The following is a 24,476-nucleotide window of genomic DNA, read 5'->3' as shown; positions in this document are numbered from 1 at the left end:
CATGGTTGGATGCGAACAAGAGGGTGAAGCGACCGGCAGGCGGGAATCGTGAAGATCTTCGGGAAGGTACGGCATCGGCCCTCCGCCTCATGGCGGCAGGCCACCGACCGCGCGTTCACGCTGATCGGCGACGGACGGTACGAGGACGCGGGCGCGCTCCTCACACGCGCGGCGGATCTGGAGCCCTGGCTCTCGGAGTCCTGGTTCAACCTGGCGCTGCTGCACAAGTTCCGGCACGACTGGGAGCAGGCGCGGGCCGCCGGGCTCCGCGCGGTCGCGCTGCTCGACAAGGAGAGCGGCGCCCCCGACTGGTGGAACGTCGGCATCGCGGCCACCGCGCTCCAGGACTGGCCCCTGGCCCGCCGCGCCTGGCAGGCGTACGGCCTCAAGGTGCCCGGCGCCGCGTCCGGCACCGGCGAGCCCGTCGGGATGGAGCTGGGCAGCGCCGCCGTCCGCCTCTCGCCCGAGGGCGAGGCCGAGGTCGTCTGGGGCCGCCGGCTCGACCCGGCCCGGATCGAGGTCCTCTCCATCCCGCTGCCGTCCTCCGGCCGCCGCTGGGGCGAGGTCGTCCTCCACGACGGCGTGCCGAACGGCGAGCGGACCACCACCGCGGGACCCTCCTACCCGGTCTTCGACGAGATCGAGCTGTGGGCACCCTCACCCGTCCCCACCTGGGTGGTCCTCCTCGAGGCGGCCACCGAGGCCGACCGGGACGCGCTGGAACAGCTCGCCGCCGAGGCCGGATTCGCCGCCGAGGACTGGTCGTCCTCCGTACGGCTGCTCTGCCGGGCCTGCTCCGAGTCGACGATGCCGAGCGCCGAGGGCGAAGGAGAGCACTCCGACCCCCACGACCACAGCGAGCCGGGACACCCCGGACCGCTCGGCCACCGCTCTCCCGGCGAACTCTGGGTCCCGGAGCGGGAGTGCGGCATAGCGGCCCCGCCGGGACTCGTGCGCGGGCTCCTCGACGGCTGGGTGGCGGACAGCCCGGACAGCCGCGAGTGGCGGGATCTCGAAGAGGTCTGCTGACCACTGCCCGTAGGCTGTACGGGATCGTTCACTGGGGTTCCGAGGAAGGCACGCGCCGGACATGACGCAGCAGGAAACTGACGAGCAGACCAACGACGGGTTCGTCGTGGACACGGAGGACTGCGAGGCGCGCGAGCTCGCGTACCGCGAGCGCGGCACGGCGCGCCCCATCACCGTCGTCGGCAACCCGGTGCTCCACAAGGAGTGCAAGGACGTCACCGAGTTCGACGACTCGCTCGCGTCCCTCATCGACGACATGTTCGCCAGCCAGAAGGCCGCCGAGGGCGTGGGCCTCGCGGCGAACCAGATCGGTGTGGACCTCAAGGTCTTCGTCTACGACTGCCCCGACGACGAGGGCGTCCGCCACACCGGTGTCGTCGTCAACCCCGTCCTCCAGGAACTCCCGGCCGAGCAGCGCGCCCTGGACGAGTCCAACGAGGGCTGCCTGTCCGTGCCGACCGCCTACGCCGAGCTGGCCCGCCCCGACTACGCGGAGGTCCACGGTCAGGACGCCCAGGGCAACCCGATCAAGGTGCGCGGCACCGGCTACTTCGCCCGCTGCCTCCAGCACGAGACGGACCACCTGTACGGTTACCTGTACATCGACCGCCTCTCCAAGCGCGACCGCAAGGACGCCCTGCGCCAGATGGAAGAGGGCACCCCGCGCTACGAGACGGTGCCGAACGCCTGATCTCCGCACCGACGCGAAAGGCCCCGCACTCCTCGGAGCGCGGGGCCCTTCTCGTACGAGCGGGTCCTAGAAGTCCTCGTCCAGGTCCACCGAGCCCTCGACCGCCACCTGGTAGGCGGACGGGCGGCGCTCGAAGAAGTTGGTCAGCTCCTGGACGCCCTGGAGCTCCATGAACGCGAACGGGTTCTCCGAGCCGTACACCGGGGCGAAGCCGAGACGCTGAAGGCGCTGGTCGGCGACGCACTGGAGGTACTCGCGCATCGACTCGGTGTTCATGCCCGGCAGGCCGTCGCCGCACAGGTCGCGGCCGAACTGCAGCTCCGCCTCGACGGCCTCCCTCAGCATGTCCGTGACCTGCTGCTGAAGGTCCGCGTCGAACAACTCCGGCTCCTCCTTGCGGACGGTGTCCACGACCTCGAAGGCGAAGTTCATGTGCATCGTCTCGTCCCGGAACACCCAGTTGGTGCCCGTCGCCAGGCCGTGCAGCAGGCCGCGGGAGCGGAACCAGTACACGTACGCGAAGGCGCCGTAGAAGAACAGGCCCTCGATGCAGGCGGCGAAGCAGATCAGGTTCAGCAGGAAGCGGCGCCGGTCGGCCTGGGTCTCCAGGCGGTCGATCTTCTCCACCGAGTCCATCCAGCGGAAGCAGAACTGCGCCTTCTCGCGGATGGAGGGGATCTCCTCGACGGCGTCGAACGCGGCGGCGCGGTCGTCCGGGTCGGGCAGGTAGGTGTCCAGCAGCGTCAGGTAGAACTGGACGTGGACGGCCTCCTCGAACAGCTGGCGCGACAGGTACAGGCGCGCCTCCGGGGAGTTGATGTGCTTGTACAGCGTCAGGACCAGGTTGTTCGACACGATCGAGTCGCCGGTCGCGAAGAACGCGACCAGGCGGCCGATCATGTGCTGCTCACCGGGGGTGAGCCTGGCGAGGTCGGCGACGTCCGAGTGGAGGTCGACCTCCTCCACGGTCCAGGTGTTCTTGATCGCGTCGCGGTAGCGCTCGTAGAAGTCCGGGTAGCGCATCGGACGGAGGGTCAGCTCGAAGCCCGGGTCGAGGAGGTTCTTCCGGTCGGTGGAGCTCATCACTGGCAGGCCTCGCAGGACTCGGGGTTTTCGAGGGAGCAGGCGACGGCGTCTTCCGGGGTCGCCTGGACGGGGATCGGGGCGGCGGCCACGGTCGACGCCTGCGCGGCGCGGGCGATCCGGGTCGCCGGGCGGGAGCGCAGGTAGTACGTCGTCTTCAGGCCCTGCTTCCAGGCGTACGCGTACATCGACGACAGCTTGCCGATGGTCGGTGTCTCCAGGAACAGGTTCAGCGACTGCGACTGGTCGAGGAACGGGGTGCGGGCGGCGGCCATGTCGATCAGACCGCGCTGGGGGATCTCCCACGCCGTGCGGTACAGCTCGCGGACCTCGGCCGGGACCCAGGTGAAGCCGGCCACCGAGCCGTTGGCGTCGCGCAGCGCCTCACGGGTCTGCGCGTCCCACACGCCGAGCCGCTTCAGCTCGTCGACCAGGTAGGAGTTGACCTGGAGGAACTCGCCGGAGAGCGTCTCGCGCTTGAAGAGGTTGGAGACCTGCGGCTCGATGCACTCGTAGACGCCCGCGATCGAGGCGATGGTCGCCGTCGGCGCGATCGCCAGGAGCAGGCTGTTGCGCATGCCGACCGCGGCGATCCGCTCGCGCAGCGCGGCCCAGCGCTCCGGCCAGTTCAGCTCCACGTCGTAGTGGTCCGGGTGCAGGACTCCGCGGGCGGCGCGGGTCTTGTCCCAGGCGGGGACAGGGCCGTTGCGCTCGGCGAGGTCGGTGGAGGCCTCGTACGCGGCGAGCAGGATCCGCTCGGCGATCCGGGTGGAGAGCGCGCGTGCCTCGGCGGAGTCGAACGGCAGCTTCAGCTGGAAGAAGACGTCCTGGAGGCCCATCGCGCCCAGGCCCACCGGCCGCCAGCGGGCGTTGGAGCGGCCCGCCTGCTCGGTCGGGTAGAAGTTGATGTCGACGACGCGGTCGAGGAAGGTGACGGCCGTGCGGACGGTGGCGTCGAGGCGCTCCCAGTCGATGTCCTGTGCGGTGCTGTCCACGAACGCGCCGAGGTTGACCGAGCCCAGGTTGCAGACGGCCGTCTCGCCGTCGTCGGTGACCTCCAGGATCTCCGTGCAGAGGTTCGAGGAGTGGACGGTGTGGCCGGGCTCGGCGGTCTGGTTGGCCGTACGGTTGGAGGCGTCCTTGAAGGTCATCCAGCCGTTGCCGGTCTGGGCCAGGGTCCGCATCATCCGGCCGTACAGGTCGCGGGCCGGCATCGTCTTGCGGGCCAGGCCCGCCGCCTCGGCCGCGCGGTAGGCGGCGTCGAACTCCTCGCCCCACAGGTCGACCAGCTCGGGCACGTCAGCGGGGGAGAACAGCGACCAGTCGGCGTCGGCGTTGACGCGGCGCATGAACTCGTCCGGGATCCAGTGCGCCAGGTTCAGGTTGTGCGTGCGGCGCTGGTCCTCGCCCGTGTTGTCGCGGAGTTCCAGGAACTCCTCGATGTCCGCGTGCCAGGTCTCCAGGTAGACGGCCGCGGCGCCCTTGCGGCGGCCGCCCTGGTTCACGGCGGCGACGGAGGCGTCGAGGGTCTTCAGGAACGGCACGATGCCGTTGGAGTGCCCGTTGGTGCCCCGGATCAGCGAACCGCGGGCCCGGATGCGGGAGTACGAGAGGCCGATGCCGCCCGCGTGCTTCGAGAGGCGCGCCACCTGGTGGTAGCGGTCGTAGATGGAGTCCAGCTCGTCCAGCGGGGAGTCGAGCAGGTAGCAGGAGGACATCTGCGGGTGGCGGGTGCCGGAGTTGAAGAGCGTGGGGGAGGACGGCAGGTAGTCCAGGCGGCTCATCAGGCCGTACAGCGCGGTGACCTCGTCCAGGGCCCGGGTGCTGTCGTCCTCGGCGAGACCGCAGGCGACGCGCAGCATGAAGTGCTGCGGGGTCTCGACGACCTGGCGGGTGATCGGGTGGCGCAGGAGGTAGCGCGAGTAGAGGGTGCGCAGGCCGAAGTAGCCGAAGCGGTCGTCGGCGGCCTGGTCGATCGTCGCGTCCAGGCGGGCCGCGTGCTGGGCGACGAACTCGGCGGTGCGGTCGGCGATCAGGCCCTCGCGGTGACCGACGGCGACGGAGGCGGAGAAGGAGAAGGCGCCCTGGCCGGCCGCCTCGTCGGCGATGGTGACGGTGAGGAGCCGGGCGGCGAGCCGGGAGTAGGCCGGGTCCTCCGCGATCAGGCCCGCGGCCGCCTCGGTGGCCAGCTCGCGCAGCTCCGCCTCGTCCGACGTGGCGCTGCGGCCGCGGAGCGCGGCGGCGGCGACCTTGCCGGGGTCGGTGTCGGGGAGATCGGCGGTGAGGTCGGTCAGGGTCCGCAGCAGCACGGTCCCGGGGCCGTCGCTCTCGACCGCGGAAGCCTCGGCGGACGCCGGATCGGCGGGCGCGATGGTCACGTGGGGGCTCTCCCTCGCTCGGCTCGGGGCCGCGGCGGGGGAAGGCGGGCACGCGGGCGTCCGTAACGCCGGACGCGACGCTTCCACCGGCCCACTCCGCGAGGCCCGGACGTCAGTGGCACCCGGAACGGACGGACCGGGTGCGCTGCCGGCAGGTCCTCGGACTCACCTCGTACGAATGTGATGTATCCGTACGAAGCACACCGTTGCGGGACAGTTCCGGATTCGCGCCGGATTCCCCTGCGTCGACAGCGAGCACGAGCATACATGTGGGGGGCTCCGCTGATCGCACCCCCCACATGTTGTGTCGCCGCCCGGCTTCAGAACTCCAGGGCGTAGGTGAGCAGCAGAAGGCCGGGGGTCGGTTCCCAGTCCCGGTGGGGGGTGCGGACGAAGCCCAGGCGCTCGTAGATCCGGTGCGCGGAGCGCATCCTCACGTCCGTGGAGAGCACGATCCGCTCGCTCCCCGGCAGGGCCCGGGCGCGGTCGACGCAGGCCCGTACGAGGGCCTCTCCGACGCCCCGGCCGCGGGCCTCACGGGCGACGGCGAGCATCCGGAACTCGGCCTCGCCCGTCACCGCGATGTCCGCCCAGCGGGTGTCGCCGGTGGCGAAGGTCACCCCGCCGAGGAGCGTCCCCTCGGCGTCCTCGGCGACGAGCACCTCGCTCTCGCGCGCCCGCCGCGCGGTGTCCCGCAGGATCTCCAGGTAGAAGTCCTCCGCCCCGTGCTGCAGCAGCCCGTCGTTCAGGTAGGTGCCGGCGGTGAGCTCTCCGAGCGCCTCGTACTCCTCGGGCCGTACCGCCCTGATGGTGAAGTCCATGGGGGAAGTGTGCCTTCCCGGGGACGCGAAGGGGCCCGGGATTCCTGGTGGAGATCCCGGGCCCCTTCGCGTGCGGCCGTGCGGGGGCCGATGTGTGGGGTCAGCGCGTCTCGGCGGCGAGTTTCGGCATGTCGGTCTGCACGCCGGTGTCACCGGCGTCGGCCGTGTAGTCCGAGGGGGAGGTCTCGTCGATGCCCTCGGGGGCCTTGACGGCCTTGAGGACGAAGGTGAGGACGACCGTGACGAGGAGGTTGAGGACGAAGGCGGTGAGACCGATGTAGCCGATCTCGCCGATCCCCGGGATCTCGGCGGAGGAGCCGCCGAAGTGCTTCTGGGTCGGGCTGGCGACCCCGTACGCGGCGACCGTGCCGTAGAGCATGCCGACGGCCCAGCCGGCGAGCAGTGCCCAGCGGTGGAACCAGCGGGTGAAGAGGCCGCCGACGAGGGCCGGGAAGGTCTGAAGGATCCAGATGCCGCCGAGCAGCTGGAAGTTGATCGCGACCGTCTTGTCCATGGTGAGGACGAAGGCGAGGGCGCCGACCTTCACCAGGAGCGAGACGATCTTGGAGACCTTGGTCTCCTGCGCCGGGGTCGCGTCCTTCTTGATGAAGTCCTTGTAGATGTTCCTCGTGAAGAGGTTGGCCGCGGCGATCGACATGATCGCGGCCGGGACGAGCGCGCCGATGCCGATCGCGGCGAACGCGACGCCGGCGAACCAGTCGGGGAACATCGTCTCGAACAGCTGCGGGATGGCGAGCTGCCCGTTCTTCACCTGGATGCCGGCGGCGATCGCCATGAAGCCGAGCAGCGCGAGCAGGCCCAGCATCAGCGAGTACAGCGGCAGGATGGTGGTGTTGCGGCGGATGACCTCACGGCTCCGGGACGACAGCGTCGCCGTGATGGAGTGCGGGTACATGAACAGGGCGAGCGCCGAGCCGAGCGCGAGCGTCGCGTACGTCCACTGGCCGGCCTCGCCGGGGACGAGCGACCCGCGCGGCTTGTCCGTCGCCGGGTTGGTCTGCGCGTACGCCTCGCCGGCCTTGGCGAAGATCTCGTCGAAGCCGCCCAGCTTGATCGGGATGTAGATGATCGCCACCGCGATGACGATGTAGATCAGGGTGTCCTTGACGAAGGCGATGAGCGCGGGCGCCCGCAGGCCCGAGGAGTACGTGTACGCCGCGAGGACACCGAACGCGATGAGCAGCGGCAGGTCCTTGATGAACCAGTGGGTGGTCTCGCCGCCGCCGACGCCCATCACGTCCAGGACGGCCTGGATGCCGACGAGCTGGAGCGCGATGTACGGCATGGTGGCGAGGATGCCGGTGACCGCCACCGCGAGGGACAGGCCCTTGGAGCCGTAGCGGCCGCGTACGAAGTCCGAGGTGGTGACGTAGCCGTGCTTGTGCGAGACCGACCACAGGCGCGGCAGGAAGGTGAAGATCAGCGGGTAGACCAGGATCGTGTACGGCACGGCGAAGAAGCCGGCCGCGCCCGCCGCGTAGATGGCCGCCGGGACGGCGACGAAGGTGTACGCGGTGTAGAGGTCGCCGCCGAGCAGGAACCAGGTCACCCAGGTGCCGAACGAGCGGCCGCCCAGGCCCCACTCGTCGAGGCTGTTCTCGTTCTCCGCCCTGCGCCAGCGCGAGGCGAGGAAGCCCATGACCGTGACGGCCAGGAAGAAGAAGATGAAGACGGCGAGTGCGACGCCGTTCACGCCGTCCTTCATCGCGCGTCACCACCCTTGCGGCCGCGCTGGTCGATCTGCCACAGCTTGTAGGCGACCATGGTGAGCACGGTGGAGACCAGCACCCAGAGCATCTGGTACCAGTAGAAGAACGGGATGCCGGCGAGGAGCGGTTCGGTCTTCGCGTAGGAGCTCACCCAGAGCATCGCCACGAACGGGGCGAACAGACAGAGTCCGATCACCACCCGCATGGGTGTGATGGTGGGTTGTTTCCCTTGTGTCGTATCTGGCGCGTCTGACATGGCGATTCCCGTCCCCTCGCTGATCACCTCGTTAATGGTGGGGAAATCTAGGGGACGGCCACGCTCCACGGAACCCCTGTCCGCATAACGGAAGTGATTCATGGGGCCGTCGGGGTCGCCGGGTCAGAGCCAGCCCTCCTTGGCGGCCCGTACGCCCGCCTCGAAACGGCTGCGCGCGCCGAGCCGGTTCATCAGCTCCGAACTCATCCGGCGCACGGTCCGCAGGGAGATCCCGAGCCGCCGGGCGGCGATGTCGTCCGTGCAGCCGATGCCGAGCAGCATGAGCAACTCCCGCTCCTGCGGCGACAGGTCGTGCGCGTCCCGGCGCGGGGTCTCGCCGAACGGGGTTCCGGTGTCCCACAGGCGGTCGAAGAGCACCAGGAGCGCGTGCACGAGCCCGGGGCTGCGGACTTCGAGGGCGCCCGCGCGCCCGTCCTCCGGGTCGACGGGGACGAGCGCGGCCTCGCGGTCGACGATCACCATGAGCATCGGGACCACGGGCACGGTCCGGGCCTCGCCGCCGAGTTCGCAGTACCAGCGGACGTACTCGACGGTCGGCGGGTCGTTGCGGAAGCTCTCCTGGTAGATCGACCGGATCCGCACACCGCGTTCCAGGGCCAGTTGGTCGAGCGGCTGGCTCGCGTCCATCGTGTCGGGGAGCTGCGCCCCGCCCGGGAGGAGCGAGAGGCACTCGGTGCGGGCGTTCGCGGCCAGGTCCTCAAGGCGTTCGCGGACGTTGTCGAGGCCGGTGATGCGGTCCACGAGGTCGTGCCGGACGCCCGGTTCGGCGTGGTCGGCGTACGAGGCGAGAATGCCCGCCACGGCCCGGCCGGCCTGCTCGACCTGGCGTTTCCGCTTGCTCAGTTCGGCTTCGGCGCGGGACAGCAGGAAGGAGAAACCGACATCCGGGTTGAAGGGCTCGACCTCGCCCGAGGAGTCGTCCATGAGGACGAGCTTGAGGTCCGCGAGGCAGGCGAGCGCCTCGCGGACCTCTGGTTCGGGGCGGCCGAGGTGGGCCGCCATCTCCGTCACGTCGTACTCGGGCCGCTCCAGGAGCAGGCGGTAGACGGCCTCCGTCGACTCCTTTATGCCGAGCGCCTCCAACATCCGTCATCTCCCCCGTCGTCCCCGTCGTCACGTGCCGTCGCGCGATCGAACGCGTTGGTGATCGCGGTCGTCGATGCTAAGCGCGAGACACTGTCTAGGTCTAGACCAATTGGGATGAACTCCGGGGTACGACGGCCGGTCCGCCCGTCGGTCCGGACCCCCGTGCGGTGAGCCGTCGGCCGCCCAGCGCGTCCAGCGTCCCCGCCATCGCGAACCCCGAGACGAGCAGCGCCAGTTCGACCTGCGGACCGATCCCGACGGCGAGCACCGCGAGCGCGCCCGCGCCCGCCGCCACCGGACCCGCCCACGGCGGACCGCCCGCCGCCGAGGCGACCGCCCGGTCGAGGGAGACGCAGAAGGCGAACACGCCCACGACGAGGGGGACCCAGCCCGTCACCGCGCCGGTGTCCGCGGGGCCCCACTGCCACAGGACGGTGAGGGCCCCCGCCGACGCGGTGGCGGCGAGCAGGGCGCCGGCCACGGCGCGGGCGGCCGCGCCCGCCGCGGTGAAGGCCACGAGCACGCCGAACGCCGCCAGGGCCGCTGCCGGGACCGCGTACGGCAGGAGCCCGTAGACCCCGTCCACGAGGTCGCGGTCCACCACGCCCGAACCGCCGACGAGGACGGGACGGTCCGGGCCCGCACCCGCGCCGCCGGGTCCCGCACCCGCGCCCGTCCCCGCGCCGGCGGGTCCCGCGCCCGCGCCCGTGCCGTCGGGTCCCGCACCCGCACCCGCGCCCGTGCCTGTGCTGCCGTCGAGTCCCGTCCCCGCGCCGCCCCGTCCCGCGCCCGCGAGGGTCGCGCGCAGGGCCGTCACCGTCATGGCGCCCGCCGCCGTCATCGGTTCCTCCTCCGGCACGACCACGACCACCGCCGAACCGGCGCGGCGCCACCCGGCGTCCGTCGGCGCCGCCGCCAGCAGCACCCCCGGCACCCGGGCCGCCCGCGCGGCCACCGCCTCCGCGTCCACGCCCTCGGGCACGAGGACCTCCAGGGGGTTCAGCGCCCCCGTCGGCACCCCGGCCGCGGCGAGCAGGTCCAGACCGTCCCGGGCGGGGCCGCTCGCCACCAGGGCACGGGCCTCCGGATTGCCCACTCTCAGCTGCGTGGCCGCGCCGGTCAGCAGGACGAGGAGCGTCAGACCGAGCGCGGCGGGGACGGCACGGGAGCGCCGGCCGGGCCGTGACGCGTCGATCCGTGGCGTCTTCGAGCGGAGGACCGGCGCCAGGGTCAGGGCCGCCGCCGTGCCCACCGCGCACACCGCGAGCCCCGCGGTCCCGACCGAGCGCAGGAACGCGGCCGGGAAGAGCGCGAGGACCGCGCAGGCCGCCGCCCCCGCCGCACCGCCCGCCACCGCGGACCGGGCCGCGGTCCCCGGCGGCTGCGCCCAGCGGTGCACCGCGAGCACCAGCGCCGTGACCGGCACCAGGTACACGACGACGAAGCTGATCTCGGTGAACCCGGCGACCGCCTCCACCAGGACCAGCGCCCCCACCGACGTCGCCGCGGCGAGCAGCAGCGGGGCCAGGGCCCCACCCGGCGAGCGGAACGCCAGGACGAGGAGCGCGACCAGCCCGAGCGCACAGGCCGCCTTCGCCGCGAGGGCCCACGCCCCCGGCCCCGCCACCGCGCTGTCGTGCTGGAGGGGCAACACACCCGTCACCTCGACCCGGGCCTCGGGCAGGGCCGACCGCACTCCGGTACGCAGGGTGCCGGCCGCCTCCTCGACGGCCGTGAGCCCCGCCAGGTCCGGCTTCCCGGCGCCCGGGTACACCAGCGCGTACACGGTCCTGCCGTCCGCCCCGACGAACCCCTCGTCGCCCGTGCCCGCGTACGACACCGTCCGCGCTCCCGGGCCCGCCGCCCGCCCGACGGCGGACGCGACCCGCGCCGCCGTGGCCGGGGCCCGTACGTCCGTCCCCGCCGGCCAGACGACGACGGCGACCAGCGGGGCGACGGCCGCCCCGTTCCCGTACCGCTCCTGGACCGCCTGGTTCGCGCGGTGACCCGGCCCGCCGGACGCGGTGAAGGACTGGTCGAGCCGGCCGAGGCCCGCGACCGCCGCCGCACCGCCGAGCAGCAGCACGAGTGACCACACCACGATGACGGCCACCCGGTGCCGGAGCGCGAACGCCGTCACGGCGGAGGCCCGTTCAGTCGACATCGTCGAGCCGCTTCCTCAGCTCCGCGTCGAGCCGCAGCCCCACCGCGCCGAGCGACTCGTCCAGCTGCGCCGGCGAACTCGCCCCGATCACCGGCAGGACCGGCAGCTCGCCGCCGAGGGCCCAGGCCAGGACCACCTGGTTCGCGGTCACCCCCAGCTCCGCCGCGACCTCCGCGAGGACCTTGAGGCGCCGCTCGGAGCCCGCGTGCCGGTACTGCTCCGGCACCTCCTTGCCCGGATCGGTGTACGCCCCCGTCAGCTGGGTCGTGTACGCGGTGAACGTCAGCTCCGGCCGCGTCCCCAGATAGTCGAGCAACTCGTCCGAGGCGTGCGGGTTCACCCCGAACTCCGCGCCCGGACGCGGCCGCAGATAGGTGTAGCGCTGCTGCACGGCCGCGTAGTCCGGCACCCTCGCGGCGACCGCCGCGCCCCGCGACTCCTCGATCCGCCAGGCCGCGAAGTTGGAGCAGCCGGCCCGGCCGATCTTCCCCGCGTCCCTCAGCTCGCCGAAGGCACCCATCGTCTCCGCGACCGGGGTCGCCCGGTCGTCGATGTGCGCGTAGTAGAGATCGATCCGGTCCGTGCCCAGGTTCCTCAGGCTCTCCTCCACCTGGCGGCGCAGCACCGGGGCCGAGAGGCCCTCCGCGTACTCCGGCCAGGCCGAGCCCGGCGGGTCCGGCAGGGCGCCGACCTTCGTGGCGATCACCATCTCGTCCCGTACGCCCCGGCTGCGCAGCCAGCGGCCGATGAGCAGCTCGCTCTCGGCGCCGGTCGCGCCCGGCTCCCAGAAGGCGTAGGTGTTGGCGGTGTCGACGAAGGTGCCGCCGGCCTCGTGGAAGCGGTCGAGGACGGCGAAGGCGGCGGCCTCGTCGATCCGGGTGCCGAACGGCAGGGTGCCCAGGCACAGCGTGCTGACGCGCGGTCCCTCGGGGCCGCCCAGACGCGTGTACTCCATCAGTTGATGCCTTTCTCTCGTCAGTGGTTCTCGCGGGGCACGGTCAGGGTCAGCTCCTGGACCAGGTGGTCCGAGAGGCCCTGCGCGTCCCGGAAGCGGTACGAGCCGACCCGGGCGCCGCCGCCGGTGAACGCCCAGTCGATCCGCCACAGCCGCAGCCGGGCGCGGGCGTTCCAGCTGGCGGGGAGGACCGAGCGGCAGGCTCCGATGGCGTCCCGCAGCGATGCGGGCATCCGGCGGATGTCCCCGATGGCCGCGCTGGTGTTGAAGTCACCGGTCACCACGACCGGGTGCGGGTTGCCCCGCAGGTCGGCGACGAGCGCCGCGTACTCCCGGTCGCGGGCGGCGGCCCGGCGCCGCATGTCCCGGAGGAAGGCAGGACGCAGGGGATTCATCACGGTCAGCTGTACGGGGATGTGCACGTTGTACGTGGACAGGATCCCGTCGCCGATCCGCAGGTCCACCCGGAGCGAGCAGGCGCCGACCGGCGTGGGCGGCCCGACGGACGGGAACCGGGACAGCGTCACCGAGTTGTTTCCGACGGCCAGGTGGTGGCCGGGGAACGAGGCGCGGAGCCGCTCCTCGTCGTCGATGTCCCAGACCTCGCCGCCCTCGAAGCCGTTCAGGTACTCCTGGAGGACGTAGACGTCGGCCGTGAGCCCGCGCAGGAAGGCGTAGAAGCGGTCCGGGTCGCCGCCCTGGTTCCAGTGCTGGGTGTTCCAGGACACCAGCCGAGGCCCGCCGTCCCCCGCACGGGCCCGGCGGGGGCGACCGCCCAGGTCGGTGTGGTCGGTGCGGCCGCTGAGGTCTGCGCGGTCTGCGCCGGGGAGGAGCGCCCGCGTGTTGACCCCGTTCTGCGACCAGCCCGCGAGCAGGCAGCCGGCGGCGAGCGCCGCCGCCCCCCGCCCGCCGGTGGCGGCGGCGCAGGCGAGCACGGCCAGCGGCACGGCCGCGAAGGTCACCGGCGGGATCAGGGAGACCGCGAGCCAGGGCCACCACCGCCCGTTGAGCGCGAGGTGCAGGGCGAGGAATCCCGCCCAGACCAGGGCGCAGGACAGCACCACGTCCTCACCCGTTCCCCGGCAGGGACACCCACAGGTCCTGCACCGCGTGGTCGGACAGCTCCTCCGGCTCGCCGAACACGTACCGCTCGGCCCTCGCGCCGTTCCCGGTGAACGCCCAGTCGGTCCGCCAGAAGGGCTTCCACCCGCCCTCCTCCCAGCTCGTGGGGTACGGGTCGGTGCTCACGTCCGCCGCGTCGTCGAGACGCTCCCGCAGGGGGTCGAGGTCGGACATCGCCGCCGTCGCGTTGAAGTCGCCGGCCACCACCACCGGGTTGCGGTTGGCCGCCAGGTCGGCCTCCAGGCCCGCGTACTGGGCCTTGCGGGGGGCGAACCGCTCCCGCATGTGACGGTAGAAGGCGGCGGACAGGAGCCCGTCCGGCATGCTGTTCCACACCGGCATGTGCACGTTGTAGAAGGACACCGTCCGGCCCCTGACCAGCACGTCCGTCCGCAGCACCTTGTTCGCCCGGTACTCCGCCGCCCAGTCCGCGCCGGGCGGCAGGTCCCCGGCCGGGCCGACGGCCGGCTGCCGCACGATCGGGAAGCGGGAGAGCGTCACCAGCTCGCCCCGGACCGCGACCTGGTGGCCGGGGAACTCCCGGCGCAGCCGTGCCAGGTCGTCGACGGGCAGCCTGCCCTTCCGGTCGTCGGTCACGTGCTGGTACTCGTGCAGCAGGTAGACGTCCGCGTCCTTCGCCTTCAGGAAGGCGTAGAAGTGGTCCTGCGTGCCGAGGAGCTGGTTCCACGAGTTGGTGTTCCAGGCGAAGACCCGCACGGAGTCCGGGCCCGGCCTCGGCTCCGCCCGCCACAGCGCCGCCGGGTCGAAGCCCGACTGCCCGAAGCCCACGGCGAGCGCGAGCACGGCGGCCGCCAGGCTCCGCCACCGGGCGGCGCCCCGGGCGAGGGCGGCGAGGGCCGCGAGCAGCAGCGGGACCAGGACGAAGGCGGCCGGCGGGACGATGCCCACCAGGTGCCCGAGCCAGATCCGGCCGTCCGCCGCCCACTCCACGAGCAGCAGCACCGGCCAGGCCAGGGCCGCGCCGAGGACGAGCCGGTCGCGCCGCCGCCGGGGGGAGGGAGCGGCTGGCTGCCCGGTCTCGCGTACGGGCGCCGGTGCGAGCGTGTCAGCCACGGGACGCCTCCGTCGCCAGGCGCGGGAGGTCGGGGCGGGGCTGCGGGTCGTACAGGTGCCGGAACCGCTTCGAGCACAGCCACTGCGCGCCCGCCACCCCGATCGCCGCGCACACCGTCAGGTTCACCAGGAAGTTGACCGCCACGAAGTACCCGAGGAACGCGCGCCCCCGATGCCGCCGCACCACCCGGTACATGTCCAGATCGCCCCACACGCCCAGCGCGAACAGGGCGAGCGGCAGCAGCGCCCATCCCACGCCCCACAGCGGCGGGGCGGCCAGCGCGGCCACCGTCAGCGGGGCGGCGAGGCTCGCGCCCGCCCGTGGACCGGTGACGAAGCCGCCCTGGAGCGCCCGGCGGCTCAGGATGAGCGGTACGGCGAGCCGCGCGCGGGCGAAGACCTTGCCGAGGACGATCCGCACGGTGTCGTCGTGGTCGTGCCGGCCGAGCACCTCCAGGGAGCTGAGGACCGTGTACCGCTCCGAGATGCGCCGCCCGTAGTCCTGGTCCTCGGTGTGCCGCAGGATCGGGTTGAACGGTCCCACCTCGTCGAAGACCCGCCGCGGGATCGCCAGGATCGCGGTGTGGACGGTGTCGATGACTCCTTCGGACCTCAGCAGCAGGTAGTACTGCTGGAGCGAGCGGTACTCCTCGATCAGGCTGTCGCGGATCAGGGGTTCCGGCTCGTAGGTGCCGCAGATCGCCCCGTACCCCTGTCCGGATCCGAGCAGCTCGACCGACTTCGCGACGGCGTCCGGGTGCATGGCCACGTCGGAGTCGAGGAAGACCAGGATCTCGCCCGAGGACAGTTCGGCGCCGAGGTTGCGGGCGACCGCGACCCCGCTGTTGACGCCGGTGGACACCACCCGGGCGCCGGCCGCCGCCGCGATGGCGGCGGAGTCGTCGGTGGAGCAGTCGTCGACGACGAGGACCTCGATGTTCGGGTACGTCTGGGCGAGGGCGGCCTCGACGCAGAGGCCGATCGAGCGGCCGTAGTTGTAGTTGGGGACGATGACGGAGACCAGGGGAAGGGACACGGTCGGGTTCTCCTAGAAAAGGACCTTGGCGAGGGAGAGGGCTCCCTGCCGCCACGGTTCGACACTGGTGACGCCCTCGCTCTTCTTCGCGGGGCGGGCGGCGGCGGGGAGCGCGGCGGCGGTCCGCCGCTGCTCGCGCCACCAGGCGAAGGTGCGCAGGATCGCGTCCTGGTTGGAGTGCTTCGGCCGGAAGCCGAGGACGTCGCGGGCCTTGTCGGTGGAGACGAAGCTGTCGTCGAGGAGCTTGTGCAGCAGCCTCCCGTACACCGGGGAGAGCCCGGTGCGCTGGAGCAGGCTGAGAGCGGCGAGGGCGGGCCGCGCGGGCAGTGAGCGGACCCGCTTGCCGTGTCCCGCGGCGTCCAGGACGGCCTGGAAGTCCTCGCGTATCGTGCCGAACGCGGTGGCCCCGAGGTTGAACGTGTCGTCGGCGCGCTCGGCGGGCGCGTCCATCGCGGTCACCACCGCGTCCACCAGGTCGTCCACGTCGAACATCTGGATGCGGACGTCGCCCCGGCCGAGGACGGGGAAGTTCCTGCCCTCGTCGGCCCATTCGAAGAGCATCGCGAACAGGCCCATCCGGCCCGGCCCGAGGAAGGTCTTGGGCCGCAGGATCGGCACGCACGTGCCCCGGCCACGGAAGCGTTCGGCGACCTCCTCGGCCTCCGCCTTCGCGGCGCTGTAGGTGTCGACGGGCTCCCGCGGGTGCTCCTCCGGGGTCGGCACCCGCTTGGGCAGGCCGTACACGGCGGTCGAGGAGATGTGGACGACCCGGGGCACGGCGTTCGCCTCGGCCGCCGTCAGGACCGCCTCCGTACCGCCGACGATGACCGACCGGATGGTGTCGGCGGGGTAGCTGGGCAGGGCCGCCGCGCAGTGGACCACCACGTCGGCGTCCGCCGTGACCCGCTTCATCGTGACGGCGTCCCGGATGTCCGAGACCGTGTGGGTCAGGTTCGCGTGCTCCGTGCGCGGGGCCCGCAGGTCCACGCAGTGCACCTGTCGGCCGTCGCCGACGAGCCGGTCGATCAGCGTCGATCCGAGCATGCCGGCACCGCCGGTCACCACGATGCGCTCTACCACAGCGACGACACCTTCTCCTTGACGAAACGGGTGAGCAGACGGGGCAGACCCTGGGCCAGGGTCTTGTCGAGGGAGTCCAGGAAGAACTCGACCTCGTGCGGCTCGGCGACCAGTGAGGGGGCGGCCATCAGCGGGTTGTCGCCGTTGAGCGTGTAGTACGCGTAGACGCCGTGGTCGCGGTAGAGGGCGTTGACCACCGCGGAGGTGATGAGCTTGGTGCGGAAGCGCGGGTCCTTCGTCATCGCGCCCGGCACCAGCTTCGTCACCAGTTCCAGGACCTTCGGGCCCTTGTGCAGGAAGATCCCGTGCAGCGCGCCGTGGCCGCGGACCTCGGCCACCACCTCCGGGTGCTCCTTGGCGATCCGCTCCAGACCGGGGCCGAGGATCCGCCCGATGTCCCGGGCGCGGGCCGGATAGTCGTCCTCGACGGCCACGTTGACCGCCTCGATCGCGGTGACCGCCTCCTCGCCGAAGCCGTAGTAGGTGGTCGACGTCGACTGGAGCAGGGCGTCCGTGAGGTTGTCGTAGGCCTTGCGGAAGACGGGTTCGCGGGCGACGAACGCGGAGATGGAGGACTTGCCGCCGCCGAAGGACTTCGAGGTGGTGAGGATGTCGGGGACCAGGCCCTCGTACCGCATGAAGTGGAAGAGGGTGCCCGTCTTGCCCCAGCCGGTGTAGATCTCGTCGAAGAGCAGCACGATGTCCTCGGCCGTGCACAGCTCCCGCAGCCCGCGCAGGAACTCCTCCGAGCACTCGTTCATCGTGGACGCCGACAACGGCTCGATGAGGATCGTGTACACGTCCGACTCGCCGGTGGCGGTGCGGTGTTCCGCGACCAGCTTCCGGACCGAGTCGAGGTCCCCGTACCGGAAGATCCCCACGCCGGGGATGCCCGGGAACTGGAAGGTGGACTGGTTCTGGCCGGTCAGGCTGCCCGAGCCGAGGAGCTTGCCGTGGAAGGAGATGTCGGCCCGCAGCACCCGGGAGCGCCGGCCGCCGTGGTACTTGTACGCCAGCTTCACCGCGCCCTCGACCGCCTCCGCACCGGAGTTGGGGAAGAAGGACATGGTCAGGTCGGCGGGCAGCAGCTCGGCGAGGTTGTGGCCGAGGGCCGCGATGTACGGCGAGAAGTAGGTCTTGTGGACCTCCATGCTCTTGCGCTCCTGGAAGCGCTGCCGGGCGGCGAGGATCCGGGGGTGGTTGTGGCCGTGGTTGAGGACGCCGACGCCACCGGTGAAGTCGAGCACACGGCGGCCGTCGCGCTGGGTGATCCAGACGCCCTCGGCGCTCTCGACGAGCTCCTGGCCGAAGCCGAAGGAGGTCATCAGGGAGACCTGGCTCTTGTTGACGTGGTCCTTGTACAGGCCGTGGACCTGCTTGGTCGTCAGCGACTCGCAGTCGTCGACGGAGTACAGCGGAGGCATGTGCGCGGTCCTAACGTGTCGGTGGGGGCGTCTTGCCGGTGGGGGAGGCGGGGGAGGTACGGGAGGGGAGGGTCAGAAGCAGGGCGGCGCCGCCGACGAGGACCTCGCTGAGCGTGCAGACCACCCGGCTGGCGACGGCGACGGCGGTCGCCTCCTGCCAGGGCAGGACGGCGGTCAGCGCCAGGAGCAGCAGGGCCTCGCGGGCGCCCCAGCCGTCGGGCAGCACCACCACGAGGCTCGCGGCGGCCGTGGCGAGGGCGAAGCCGCCCACGCAGACCGGCAGCGCGGTCAGCGGCGGGGCGCCCAGCATCACGGCGAGCGCCCACAGGTGCAGTCCGCCGACCGCCCAGGAGGCGGTCGCGGAGGCGAGGGCCCGCCGCATGCCCCGGTCGCTCGCCCGGGTGGACGGCGCGGGCCGCCGGGCGAGGCGGGCGGCGAACGCGGCCAGGTGGTGCAGCAGTCCGGGCCGTACGGCCCAGGCGAGGGTGACCGCGCCCGGCAGCACCAGCCACCAGGCCTCCGCGCCGAGCGTCCAGGGCGCGGCGAGGGGGCCGACGGCGAGACCGGTGAGGACGGCCACGATCAGGTTGAGCAGGAAGACGGCGAGCACGACCGGTGCCGGGACGCCTGCCGCCCCGCCCATCCGCAGTTGGGCGAGGACGCCCCAGACGGCGCCGGGCACGTACTTGCCGAGGTAGGAGGTGAAGTAGATCCGGGTCGCGGTCCTGCCCGGCACCCCGGGGCCCAGGTCGGCGAGGAGGGTGCGCCAGGTGGTCATGGAGAGCAGGACGGCGAGGGCGTTGGCGGCGAGCGCGGTCAGCAGGTACGGGACGGAGTCGGGCCGCAGGACGAGCGCGGCGAGCTCGCCGGCCCTGCCGTACAGGGCGAAGCCGATGCCGGTGACGACGGCGAGGGGGAAGAGGACGGGGAGGGCGCGTCGGATCGGGCCGCGGCGGGTCCGGGGGGCGGGCCCGGTCGAGGGCGTGGCCGTCTCCGCGGCCGGGGCGGTGGTCGTCATGACCGCCTCACGCGCCGAGGTGGCTGAGCGGCCACGCGCCGGCGAGCAGCGCCGACCAGAGCAGGGCGTTGGAGACGGTCATCCGGTCGCTGAACAGGGCCCGTGAGGGGTTGCCGCCGCCCGCGTCGACCACGAGCAGCTGGAGGTAGCGGGCGAGCCCGAACAGCGCGAACGGGGCGGTGAACACGGCGACCAGCGGGCCGTGCGGGCCGAAGACCGGACTGTCCCGCACGTGCAGGACGTAGCTGACCGCCGTGAGGACCGCGGTGAAGGCGAGCAGCTGGTCGAGGAAGCCGAGGGTGTAGCCGCGCAGCGCGGGCCGGTGCAGGACCCCGCCGACCGCCATCTCGTGGCGCCGCTTGCCCAGGATCAGGAGCAGGCAGAGGGAGAGGACGCAGAGGGCGAGCCAGCTGGGCACCGGGTTGCCCGAGGCCAGGCAGCCCTGGGCGAGGCGCAGGACGAATCCGAGCGCGACGATGAAGACGTCGAGCAGCGGTACGTGCTTGAGGCCCTTGCTGTACGCGGCGTTGAGCGCGACGTACGCGGCGACCGGCCACCAGTCCACGAGCGAGGCCGTGCCGGTGGTCACCGTCAGGGCGACCGTCGCCGCGAGGAGGAGGGCGAGGGCGGCGGCGAAGGTGACGGCGGTGGCGACGCCGATCCGACCGGCGGCGATCGCCCGGTGCCGCTTCTCCGGGTGCCGGCGGTCGCGGTCCCGGTCGCCGATGTCGTTGACCAGGTAGATCAGCGCGGACGCGAGGGTGAAGACGCCGATCGCGGCCGCGGCCCCGCCGAGCGCTCCGGCGTCGAGCCGGGGAGCGCCGAGCAGTCCGAGCGGGACGACGACCAGGTTCTTCGTCCACTGTCCCGGGCGGACGAGTGCGGTGAGGTCGGCGAGGCGACTGGGGGGTCGGGAGGCCGGCGGGCGGGCCGTCGGCGCCTGGGGGCCGGTGAGCGTGGGCGTGGCCATGAACGGGCTCCTGAGGGGAGGGACGTACGGGGGTCGGCGGAGGTCACCCGGTGGTCGTGGGGGTGGCGGCGGGGGCCCCGGGGCGGTCTCCCGGGACGTCCTCGACACGGCGGCGTCCGCTCGGCCCGAAGTCCGGCTCGGTGAGCCGGCGGACGGCGCCGCGCGCCGCGCCGAGCACGATCGCCTGGTGCAGCACGAAGTGGACGGCGGTGAAGTACAGGAGGAAGGCGGGTCCCCGCGTCCGGAGCGCGAACCGGCTCAGGCCCGGGTCGGCGCAGGCGAAGAGGAGCACGCACACGGCCGGGACGAGCAGCAGCCAGGGCGTGAGCAGGCCGAACGGCAGGGTGGGGAGCGTGAGCGCGGCGGCCAGGACGCCGAGCGGCCGGTTGGCGGTGAGGCCGCCTTCCCGTATCTGCCCGAGCGCCGCGATGAGGAGCTGTGAACGCCGGTACTGCTCACGGAGCATGTCCCCGAGCCGGTCGACGTCGTCGTGCCGGCCGCGGATGGCCTCGGTCATCAGGATGCGGTGGGTCCGGACGAGCCGGCCGCTGTACTCGACGTCCTCCGAGTCCCGGAGGTTCTCGTCGAAGGGGCCGGTCGCCTCGAAGACGTCCTTGCGGATCGCGCCGAGGGCGAAGAAGGCGGTCCGGACCTCGCCGACGGCCCGGCGGCGCCAGAAGTGGGCGTGGAGGGCGTGGTAGCGCTCCACGGGGCCGTCGTCGAAGAGCGGTTCGGGGTCGAGGACCCCGTGGACGCAGCCCAGACCGGGGTCGTCCCGGAGCAGGTCGGCGGCGTTCGCGAGGGCCTCGGGGTGGAGCGCCGTGTCGGAGTCGAGGAAGAAGAGGACCTCGCCCCGGGCGGCGGCGGCGCCGAGGTTGCGGGCGGTGGACACGCCGCTGTTGCGGGGGTTGGCGATCAGGACGACGTCGAACTCGCGGGCGATGTCCCGGGACGCGTCGGTGCTCGCGTCGTCGACGACGATCACGTCGATCGGGGTGTGGCTCTGGGCGAAGACCGAGGTCAGACAGGCGCGGAGGGTCTTCTCGTAGTTGTAGTTGGGGATGATGACGGACACGCTGGGACGGGCCCTTGGCATGGGGGTTCCTTGGGGTGGCGCGGGGATCTCGCGGGTCTTCAGAGCAGCCGGAAGTCCGCGATGCGGTGGCGGGAGAGCGCGGGGGAGTGGCCGAGGAGACGCCGGCAGAGCAGCAGCGCGTGGCCGACGGCCTCGATCTCGTCGGGGCCCCGGATGTACAGGGCGAGCCGGACCGACCGGTCGAGGACCAGCGCCCGTGCGGACTCGAAGCGGTCCTGCGGACGGGCGACGCGGTGCAGCGTCTCGACGAGTGCGGCGGCGGACGGGGCCGGTGGGTCGGTGTCCGGTGCGGGTTCGTCGTCCGGTGCCCTCATCGAGATGCCGACGAGGTAGATGACGATCAGCCCCAGGAGAACCCGTCGCCGCTGTCGGCGGGCTGCGTGGCCGGGGCGGTCACGTCCTCGGCGGTGACGACCGCCGCCCCGGGCGCCGACTGGGCGGAGAGGACGAGGGCCAGCGCGGCCGCGGCCGGGACGAACAGGGCGAGGACGGGCCGGAGCTGAACGCGGACGAAAGTGGCGTGACGGGCGCTGCTGGGCATGGCGGACGTGCCTTCCTGGCGAGACGGGGTGAACGGCGCGGAGCGGGTCTTCCGGGGGTGCTTCTCCCGGCGCCGCTCCGGGGCTCTGCCGGGCGGCTCCGACAGGTCCAAGACTGGCCCGGTCGCGGTGCCCTGTCACCGGGGAACGGCTGGCGCCAACCGCGTGGCCGCTAGGAGCCACGCCGTACGCCCGGCCGCCGCGCTCCGCTCACCAGGGGGTTTCCCGGGGCCGTCACGTTCCTGCCAGGCGGAAGGTGCCGGGGGGCCGTCATCTCCTCGTACGGGGGTCGACGGCCTCCTCGTACGGGGCGTCATCTCCTCGTACGGCGGTCGACGCCTCCTCGTACGGGGCCGTCGTCTCCTCGTACGGCTCCGGAAACGCGGCACGGCCGCACCCGGTGGGGTGCGGCCGCTCTGGCGTACGGAAGGGGCGGGGGTCAGCCGTTGGGGCGCTTGAGGCGCGCCACGAACTTGTACCGGTCGCCGCGGTACACGGACCGCACCCACTCCACCGGCTCGCCGTCGGCGTCCACGGAGTGGCGGGAGAGCATCAGCATCGGCAGGCCCACGTCCGTGCCGAGCAGCCCGGCCTCGCGCGGGGTGGCGAGGGAGGTCTCGATGGTCTCCTCGGCCTCGGCGAGGTGCACGTCGTAGACCTCCGCGAGCGCGGTGTACAGCGAGGTGTACTTCACCAGCGACCGGCGCAGGGCGGGGAAGCGCTTCGCCGACAGATGGGTGGTCTCGATCGCCATGGGCTCGCCGCTCGCGAGCCGCAGGCGCTCGATGCGGAGCACCCGGCCGCCGGTCGAGATGTCGAGCAGCCCGGCGAGGGTGTCGTCGGCGGTGACGTATCCGATGTCGAGGAGCTGCGAGGTGGGTTCGAGGCCCTGGGCGCGCATGTCCTCCGTGTAGGAGGTGAGTTGCAGGGCCTGGGAGACCTTGGGCTTGGCGACGAACGTGCCCTTGCCCTGGATGCGCTCCAGGCGGCCCTCGACGACCAGCTCCTGGAGGGCCTGGCGCACGGTGGTCCGTGACGTGTCGAACTCGGCGGCGAGCGTCCGCTCCGGCGGGACCGGTGTGCCGGGCGGCAGGGTCTCCGTCATGTCGAGCAAATGCTTCTTGAGTCGGTAGTACTTGGGCACGCGCGCGGTACGGGTGGGCGTCCCGCCCTCCGTCTCCGTGCTGCCCGCGTCCGTGGCCATGGCCTGCCTTCCCGACTCCTGTGCTGCTGCCGTCACCGGCTCCTCCGTCTGTAGCGGCTCACATGGTGGCACGGACCGGTCACGGGTCGTCGCCCTCCCTCAGGTGTCGGTCCGATAACGGACGCGACTGCCCTTCTTATACACCCTTGACACCCCTAAAGGTCTAGGCCAAGCTCCGGGTACTGGTCTAAACCATTAAAGACCAGGTCCCAGCCCCACGAGCACTACCCGACGTATGTCTTCGCGCGGTGGGCAGGGGTTGCAGCATCCCTGAGGAGGGTGGCGTGAAGCGCAAGCTCATCGCGGCGATCGGCGTCGCAGGCATGATGGTCTCTATCGCTGCGTGTGGTTCCGACAGCGACAAGGGCAAGGACGGCGCCAAGGCGTCGGCCGGGGGCGACAAGACCCTGACGGTCTGGGTCATGGACGGCTCCGCTCCGGACGCCTGGATGGCCGAGGTGAACAAGGCCTTCGAGGCCAAGCACCCGGGCGTCAAGGTCAAGGTCGAGAAGCAGATCTGGAACGGCATCCAGGAGAAGGTCACCACCGCCCTCTCCGAGGACACCCCGCCGGACGTCCTGGAGCTGGGCAACACCCAGACCGCGGGCTACGCCGTCACCGGCGGCCTCGCCGACCTGACCGGCGACAAGGCCACCCTGGGCTACGACGCCTGGAACAAGGGCATGGTCGCCTCCAACGAGCTGGACGGCAAGCTCTACTCCGCCCCGTGGTACGCCGCCAACCGCGTCGTCGTCTACGACAAGGCCGCCTTCAAGAAGGCCGGGGTCACTCCGCCGAAGACCCGCGCCGAGTGGATCGACGGTCTGAAGAAGCTCAAGGCCTCCGACCCCAAGTCGCAGGCGATCTACCTGCCGGGTCAGTCCTGGTACGTCCTCGCCGGCCTCATCTGGGACGAGGGCAGCGACCTCGCGGTCAAGGACGGCGACAAGTGGAAGGGCAACCTGTCCTCCCCCGAGGCCGTCAACGCCGTGAACTTCTACAAGGAGCTGGCGTCCTACTCCACCGCTCCCAAGGACAAGGACGAGGCGACCCCGCAGCAGTCCACCGACATCGTCCCCAAGGGCGGCGTCGCGTCCTGGATCGGTCTCGGCTGGGAGGCCGGCGGCGCGATCGACGCCATGAAGAAGGCGGGCAAGACCGCTGACTTCGGCTACTTCCCGATCCCGGGCAAGACCGCCGACAAGCCGGGCTCCGTCTTCCTCGGCGGCTCCAACCTCGCCATCGCCGAGCGCTCCCCGAACAAGGACCTCGCGAAGGAGTGGCTGGCCCTCGCCGCCGGCAAGGACTTCATGACGAAGTACGCCGCCGCCACCGAAGGCGCGCTGCTTCCGAACACCGACGCCGCGCAGTTCAAGCCGGCCGCGGGCTCCTTCGCCGAGGCCATGGCCCTCTCGTCCGCCTCCGGCAAGGTCACCCCGGTGACCCCGGGCTGGGCGAACGTCGAGACCGCCCCGAACCCGATCAAGGACTTCATGACCAAGGTCCTGAAGGGTGGCGACCCCAAGGCCGCCGGCGAGGCGGCCGACAAGATCATCAACGAGCGCCTCAACCAGCAGTAGTCGGTGGCCCGGTGGTGGGGGGGGGGGGGGGAGCCCCCCCGCCCCGGCCGGGTGGGCGCACAACTGATAACGAGGGGCCCGCCCCCCGGGCCGCGCCCGGCGGGGCGGGGGCGGCCGAG

General features: G+C 72.2%; 22 protein-coding genes and 1 riboswitch. Of the genes, 3 read left to right on the top strand and 19 right to left on the bottom strand.

Annotated features, from left to right (window positions below; all coding sequences use genetic code 11):
• The first annotated feature begins 48 nt into the window (after window positions 1–48).
• Complete coding sequence (locus tag ACFWV2_RS11870; protein WP_360786031.1) at window positions 49–1,029, top strand: hypothetical protein; 981 nt, start codon at window positions 49–51, stop codon at window positions 1,027–1,029.
• Between the two features lie 61 nt (window positions 1,030–1,090).
• Window positions 1,091–1,720, top strand: a complete 630-nt coding sequence (gene def, locus ACFWV2_RS11865; protein ID WP_384404866.1) for a peptide deformylase — start codon at window positions 1,091–1,093, stop codon at window positions 1,718–1,720.
• A 66-nt stretch (window positions 1,721–1,786) separates the two neighbouring features.
• On the opposite strand, the gene ACFWV2_RS11860 is transcribed toward def, so the two are convergent.
• From ACFWV2_RS11860 to ACFWV2_RS11770, 19 genes are all read right to left on the bottom strand, one after another.
• The gene (locus tag ACFWV2_RS11860; protein WP_384404865.1) at window positions 1,787–2,803 is read right to left on the bottom strand and encodes a ribonucleotide-diphosphate reductase subunit beta; all 1,017 of its coding nucleotides are present in this window, start codon (window positions 2,801–2,803) and stop codon (window positions 1,787–1,789) included.
• On the bottom strand, window positions 2,803–5,181 hold the full coding sequence (locus tag ACFWV2_RS11855; RefSeq protein WP_384404864.1) for a ribonucleoside-diphosphate reductase subunit alpha: 2,379 nt from the start codon (window positions 5,179–5,181) through the stop codon (window positions 2,803–2,805). The genes ACFWV2_RS11860 and ACFWV2_RS11855 overlap by 1 nt, the downstream gene beginning before the upstream one ends.
• Window positions 5,182–5,313: 132 nt before the next feature.
• A riboswitch (cobalamin riboswitch) is annotated at window positions 5,314–5,453 on the bottom strand.
• Between the two features lie 48 nt (window positions 5,454–5,501).
• Window positions 5,502–6,002 carry a GNAT family N-acetyltransferase gene (locus ACFWV2_RS11850; protein ID WP_384404863.1) on the bottom strand — a complete coding sequence of 167 codons (501 nt, stop codon included), beginning with the start codon at window positions 6,000–6,002 and terminating at the stop codon, window positions 5,502–5,504.
• A gap of 100 nt (window positions 6,003–6,102) precedes the next feature.
• Complete coding sequence (gene mctP, locus ACFWV2_RS11845; protein ID WP_384404862.1) at window positions 6,103–7,728, bottom strand: monocarboxylate uptake permease MctP; 1,626 nt, start codon at window positions 7,726–7,728, stop codon at window positions 6,103–6,105.
• Window positions 7,725–7,988, bottom strand: coding sequence for a DUF3311 domain-containing protein (locus ACFWV2_RS11840; RefSeq protein ID WP_384404861.1), 264 nt, complete (start codon window positions 7,986–7,988; stop codon window positions 7,725–7,727). The genes mctP and ACFWV2_RS11840 overlap by 4 nt, the downstream gene beginning before the upstream one ends.
• Window positions 7,989–8,111: 123 nt before the next feature.
• Window positions 8,112–9,095, bottom strand: a complete 984-nt coding sequence (locus ACFWV2_RS11835; RefSeq protein ID WP_384404860.1) for a LuxR C-terminal-related transcriptional regulator — start codon at window positions 9,093–9,095, stop codon at window positions 8,112–8,114.
• Window positions 9,096–9,195: 100 nt separating this feature from the next.
• On the bottom strand, window positions 9,196–11,259 hold the full coding sequence (locus ACFWV2_RS11830; RefSeq protein ID WP_384404859.1) for a hypothetical protein: 2,064 nt from the start codon (window positions 11,257–11,259) through the stop codon (window positions 9,196–9,198).
• Window positions 11,249–12,214: an aldo/keto reductase gene (locus ACFWV2_RS11825; RefSeq protein ID WP_384404858.1), complete on the bottom strand. Its 966-nt coding sequence runs from the start codon at window positions 12,212–12,214 to the stop codon at window positions 11,249–11,251. The genes ACFWV2_RS11830 and ACFWV2_RS11825 overlap by 11 nt, the downstream gene beginning before the upstream one ends.
• Window positions 12,215–12,234: 20 nt before the next feature.
• Entirely contained in the window at window positions 12,235–13,278 is a 1,044-nt protein-coding gene (locus ACFWV2_RS11820) for an endonuclease/exonuclease/phosphatase family protein (protein ID WP_384404857.1), read from the bottom strand.
• A gap of 4 nt (window positions 13,279–13,282) precedes the next feature.
• A complete protein-coding gene (locus ACFWV2_RS11815; RefSeq protein ID WP_384404856.1) occupies window positions 13,283–14,410 on the bottom strand; it encodes an endonuclease/exonuclease/phosphatase family protein in 1,128 nt (375 codons plus the stop codon).
• Window positions 14,403–15,446: a glycosyltransferase family 2 protein gene (locus tag ACFWV2_RS11810; protein WP_384404855.1), complete on the bottom strand. Its 1,044-nt coding sequence runs from the start codon at window positions 15,444–15,446 to the stop codon at window positions 14,403–14,405. The genes ACFWV2_RS11815 and ACFWV2_RS11810 overlap by 8 nt, the downstream gene beginning before the upstream one ends.
• Window positions 15,447–15,458: 12 nt before the next feature.
• Entirely contained in the window at window positions 15,459–16,526 is a 1,068-nt protein-coding gene (locus ACFWV2_RS11805; protein WP_384404854.1) for an NAD-dependent epimerase/dehydratase family protein, read from the bottom strand.
• Complete coding sequence (locus ACFWV2_RS11800) at window positions 16,520–17,950, bottom strand: aspartate aminotransferase family protein (RefSeq protein WP_384404853.1); 1,431 nt, start codon at window positions 17,948–17,950, stop codon at window positions 16,520–16,522. Before ACFWV2_RS11800 ends, ACFWV2_RS11805 begins: the two co-directional genes overlap by 7 nt.
• Before the next feature lie 10 nt (window positions 17,951–17,960).
• Window positions 17,961–18,968: a lysylphosphatidylglycerol synthase domain-containing protein gene (locus tag ACFWV2_RS11795; RefSeq protein WP_384404852.1), complete on the bottom strand. Its 1,008-nt coding sequence runs from the start codon at window positions 18,966–18,968 to the stop codon at window positions 17,961–17,963.
• Between the two features lie 7 nt (window positions 18,969–18,975).
• Window positions 18,976–19,938, bottom strand: coding sequence for a UbiA prenyltransferase family protein (locus tag ACFWV2_RS11790; protein ID WP_384404851.1), 963 nt, complete (start codon window positions 19,936–19,938; stop codon window positions 18,976–18,978).
• Window positions 19,939–19,981: 43 nt separating this feature from the next.
• On the bottom strand, window positions 19,982–21,034 hold the full coding sequence (locus tag ACFWV2_RS11785) for a glycosyltransferase family 2 protein (RefSeq protein WP_384404850.1): 1,053 nt from the start codon (window positions 21,032–21,034) through the stop codon (window positions 19,982–19,984).
• 38 nt (window positions 21,035–21,072) lie between these two features.
• Entirely contained in the window at window positions 21,073–21,348 is a 276-nt protein-coding gene (locus tag ACFWV2_RS11780; RefSeq protein WP_384404849.1) for a hypothetical protein, read from the bottom strand.
• Between the two features lie 26 nt (window positions 21,349–21,374).
• Window positions 21,375–21,575 carry a hypothetical protein gene (locus ACFWV2_RS11775; RefSeq protein ID WP_384404848.1) on the bottom strand — a complete coding sequence of 67 codons (201 nt, stop codon included), beginning with the start codon at window positions 21,573–21,575 and terminating at the stop codon, window positions 21,375–21,377.
• Between the two features lie 437 nt (window positions 21,576–22,012).
• The gene (locus ACFWV2_RS11770) at window positions 22,013–22,777 is read right to left on the bottom strand and encodes a GntR family transcriptional regulator (RefSeq protein ID WP_384404897.1); all 765 of its coding nucleotides are present in this window, start codon (window positions 22,775–22,777) and stop codon (window positions 22,013–22,015) included.
• 284 nt (window positions 22,778–23,061) lie between these two features.
• On the opposite strand from ACFWV2_RS11770, the gene ACFWV2_RS11765 reads away from it, so the two are divergent.
• Entirely contained in the window at window positions 23,062–24,357 is a 1,296-nt protein-coding gene (locus tag ACFWV2_RS11765) for an extracellular solute-binding protein (protein ID WP_384404847.1), read from the top strand.
• Window positions 24,358–24,476: the final 119 nt, after the last annotated feature.

It is taken from the genome of Streptomyces sp. NPDC058671 (genome assembly GCF_042716475.1).
GTDB lineage: Bacteria > Actinomycetota > Actinomycetes > Streptomycetales > Streptomycetaceae > Streptomyces.
The sequence above is the reverse complement of the archived record's forward strand: the minus strand, read 5'-3'. Positions and strand labels throughout refer to the sequence as shown.

Coding starts and splice junctions, on each gene's coding strand:
- ACFWV2_RS11785 (WP_384404850.1), bottom strand. CDS start 21,034: ATGCCAAGGGCCCGTCCCAGCGTGTCCGTCATCATCCCCAACTACAAC.
- ACFWV2_RS11795 (WP_384404852.1), bottom strand. CDS start 18,968: ATGACGACCACCGCCCCGGCCGCGGAGACGGCCACGCCCTCGACCGGG.
- ACFWV2_RS11780 (WP_384404849.1), bottom strand. CDS start 21,348: ATGAGGGCACCGGACGACGAACCCGCACCGGACACCGACCCACCGGCC.
- ACFWV2_RS11830 (WP_384404859.1), bottom strand. CDS start 11,259: ATGTCGACTGAACGGGCCTCCGCCGTGACGGCGTTCGCGCTCCGGCAC.
- ACFWV2_RS11850 (WP_384404863.1), bottom strand. CDS start 6,002: ATGGACTTCACCATCAGGGCGGTACGGCCCGAGGAGTACGAGGCGCTC.
- ACFWV2_RS11775 (WP_384404848.1), bottom strand. CDS start 21,575: ATGCCCAGCAGCGCCCGTCACGCCACTTTCGTCCGCGTTCAGCTCCGG.
- ACFWV2_RS11840 (WP_384404861.1), bottom strand. CDS start 7,988: ATGTCAGACGCGCCAGATACGACACAAGGGAAACAACCCACCATCACA.
- mctP (WP_384404862.1), bottom strand. CDS start 7,728: ATGAAGGACGGCGTGAACGGCGTCGCACTCGCCGTCTTCATCTTCTTC.
- ACFWV2_RS11770 (WP_384404897.1), bottom strand. CDS start 22,777: ATGGCCACGGACGCGGGCAGCACGGAGACGGAGGGCGGGACGCCCACC.
- ACFWV2_RS11835 (WP_384404860.1), bottom strand. CDS start 9,095: ATGTTGGAGGCGCTCGGCATAAAGGAGTCGACGGAGGCCGTCTACCGC.
- ACFWV2_RS11825 (WP_384404858.1), bottom strand. CDS start 12,214: ATGGAGTACACGCGTCTGGGCGGCCCCGAGGGACCGCGCGTCAGCACG.
- def (WP_384404866.1), top strand. CDS start 1,091: ATGACGCAGCAGGAAACTGACGAGCAGACCAACGACGGGTTCGTCGTG.
- ACFWV2_RS11800 (WP_384404853.1), bottom strand. CDS start 17,950: ATGCCTCCGCTGTACTCCGTCGACGACTGCGAGTCGCTGACGACCAAG.
- ACFWV2_RS11790 (WP_384404851.1), bottom strand. CDS start 19,938: ATGGCCACGCCCACGCTCACCGGCCCCCAGGCGCCGACGGCCCGCCCG.
- ACFWV2_RS11860 (WP_384404865.1), bottom strand. CDS start 2,803: ATGAGCTCCACCGACCGGAAGAACCTCCTCGACCCGGGCTTCGAGCTG.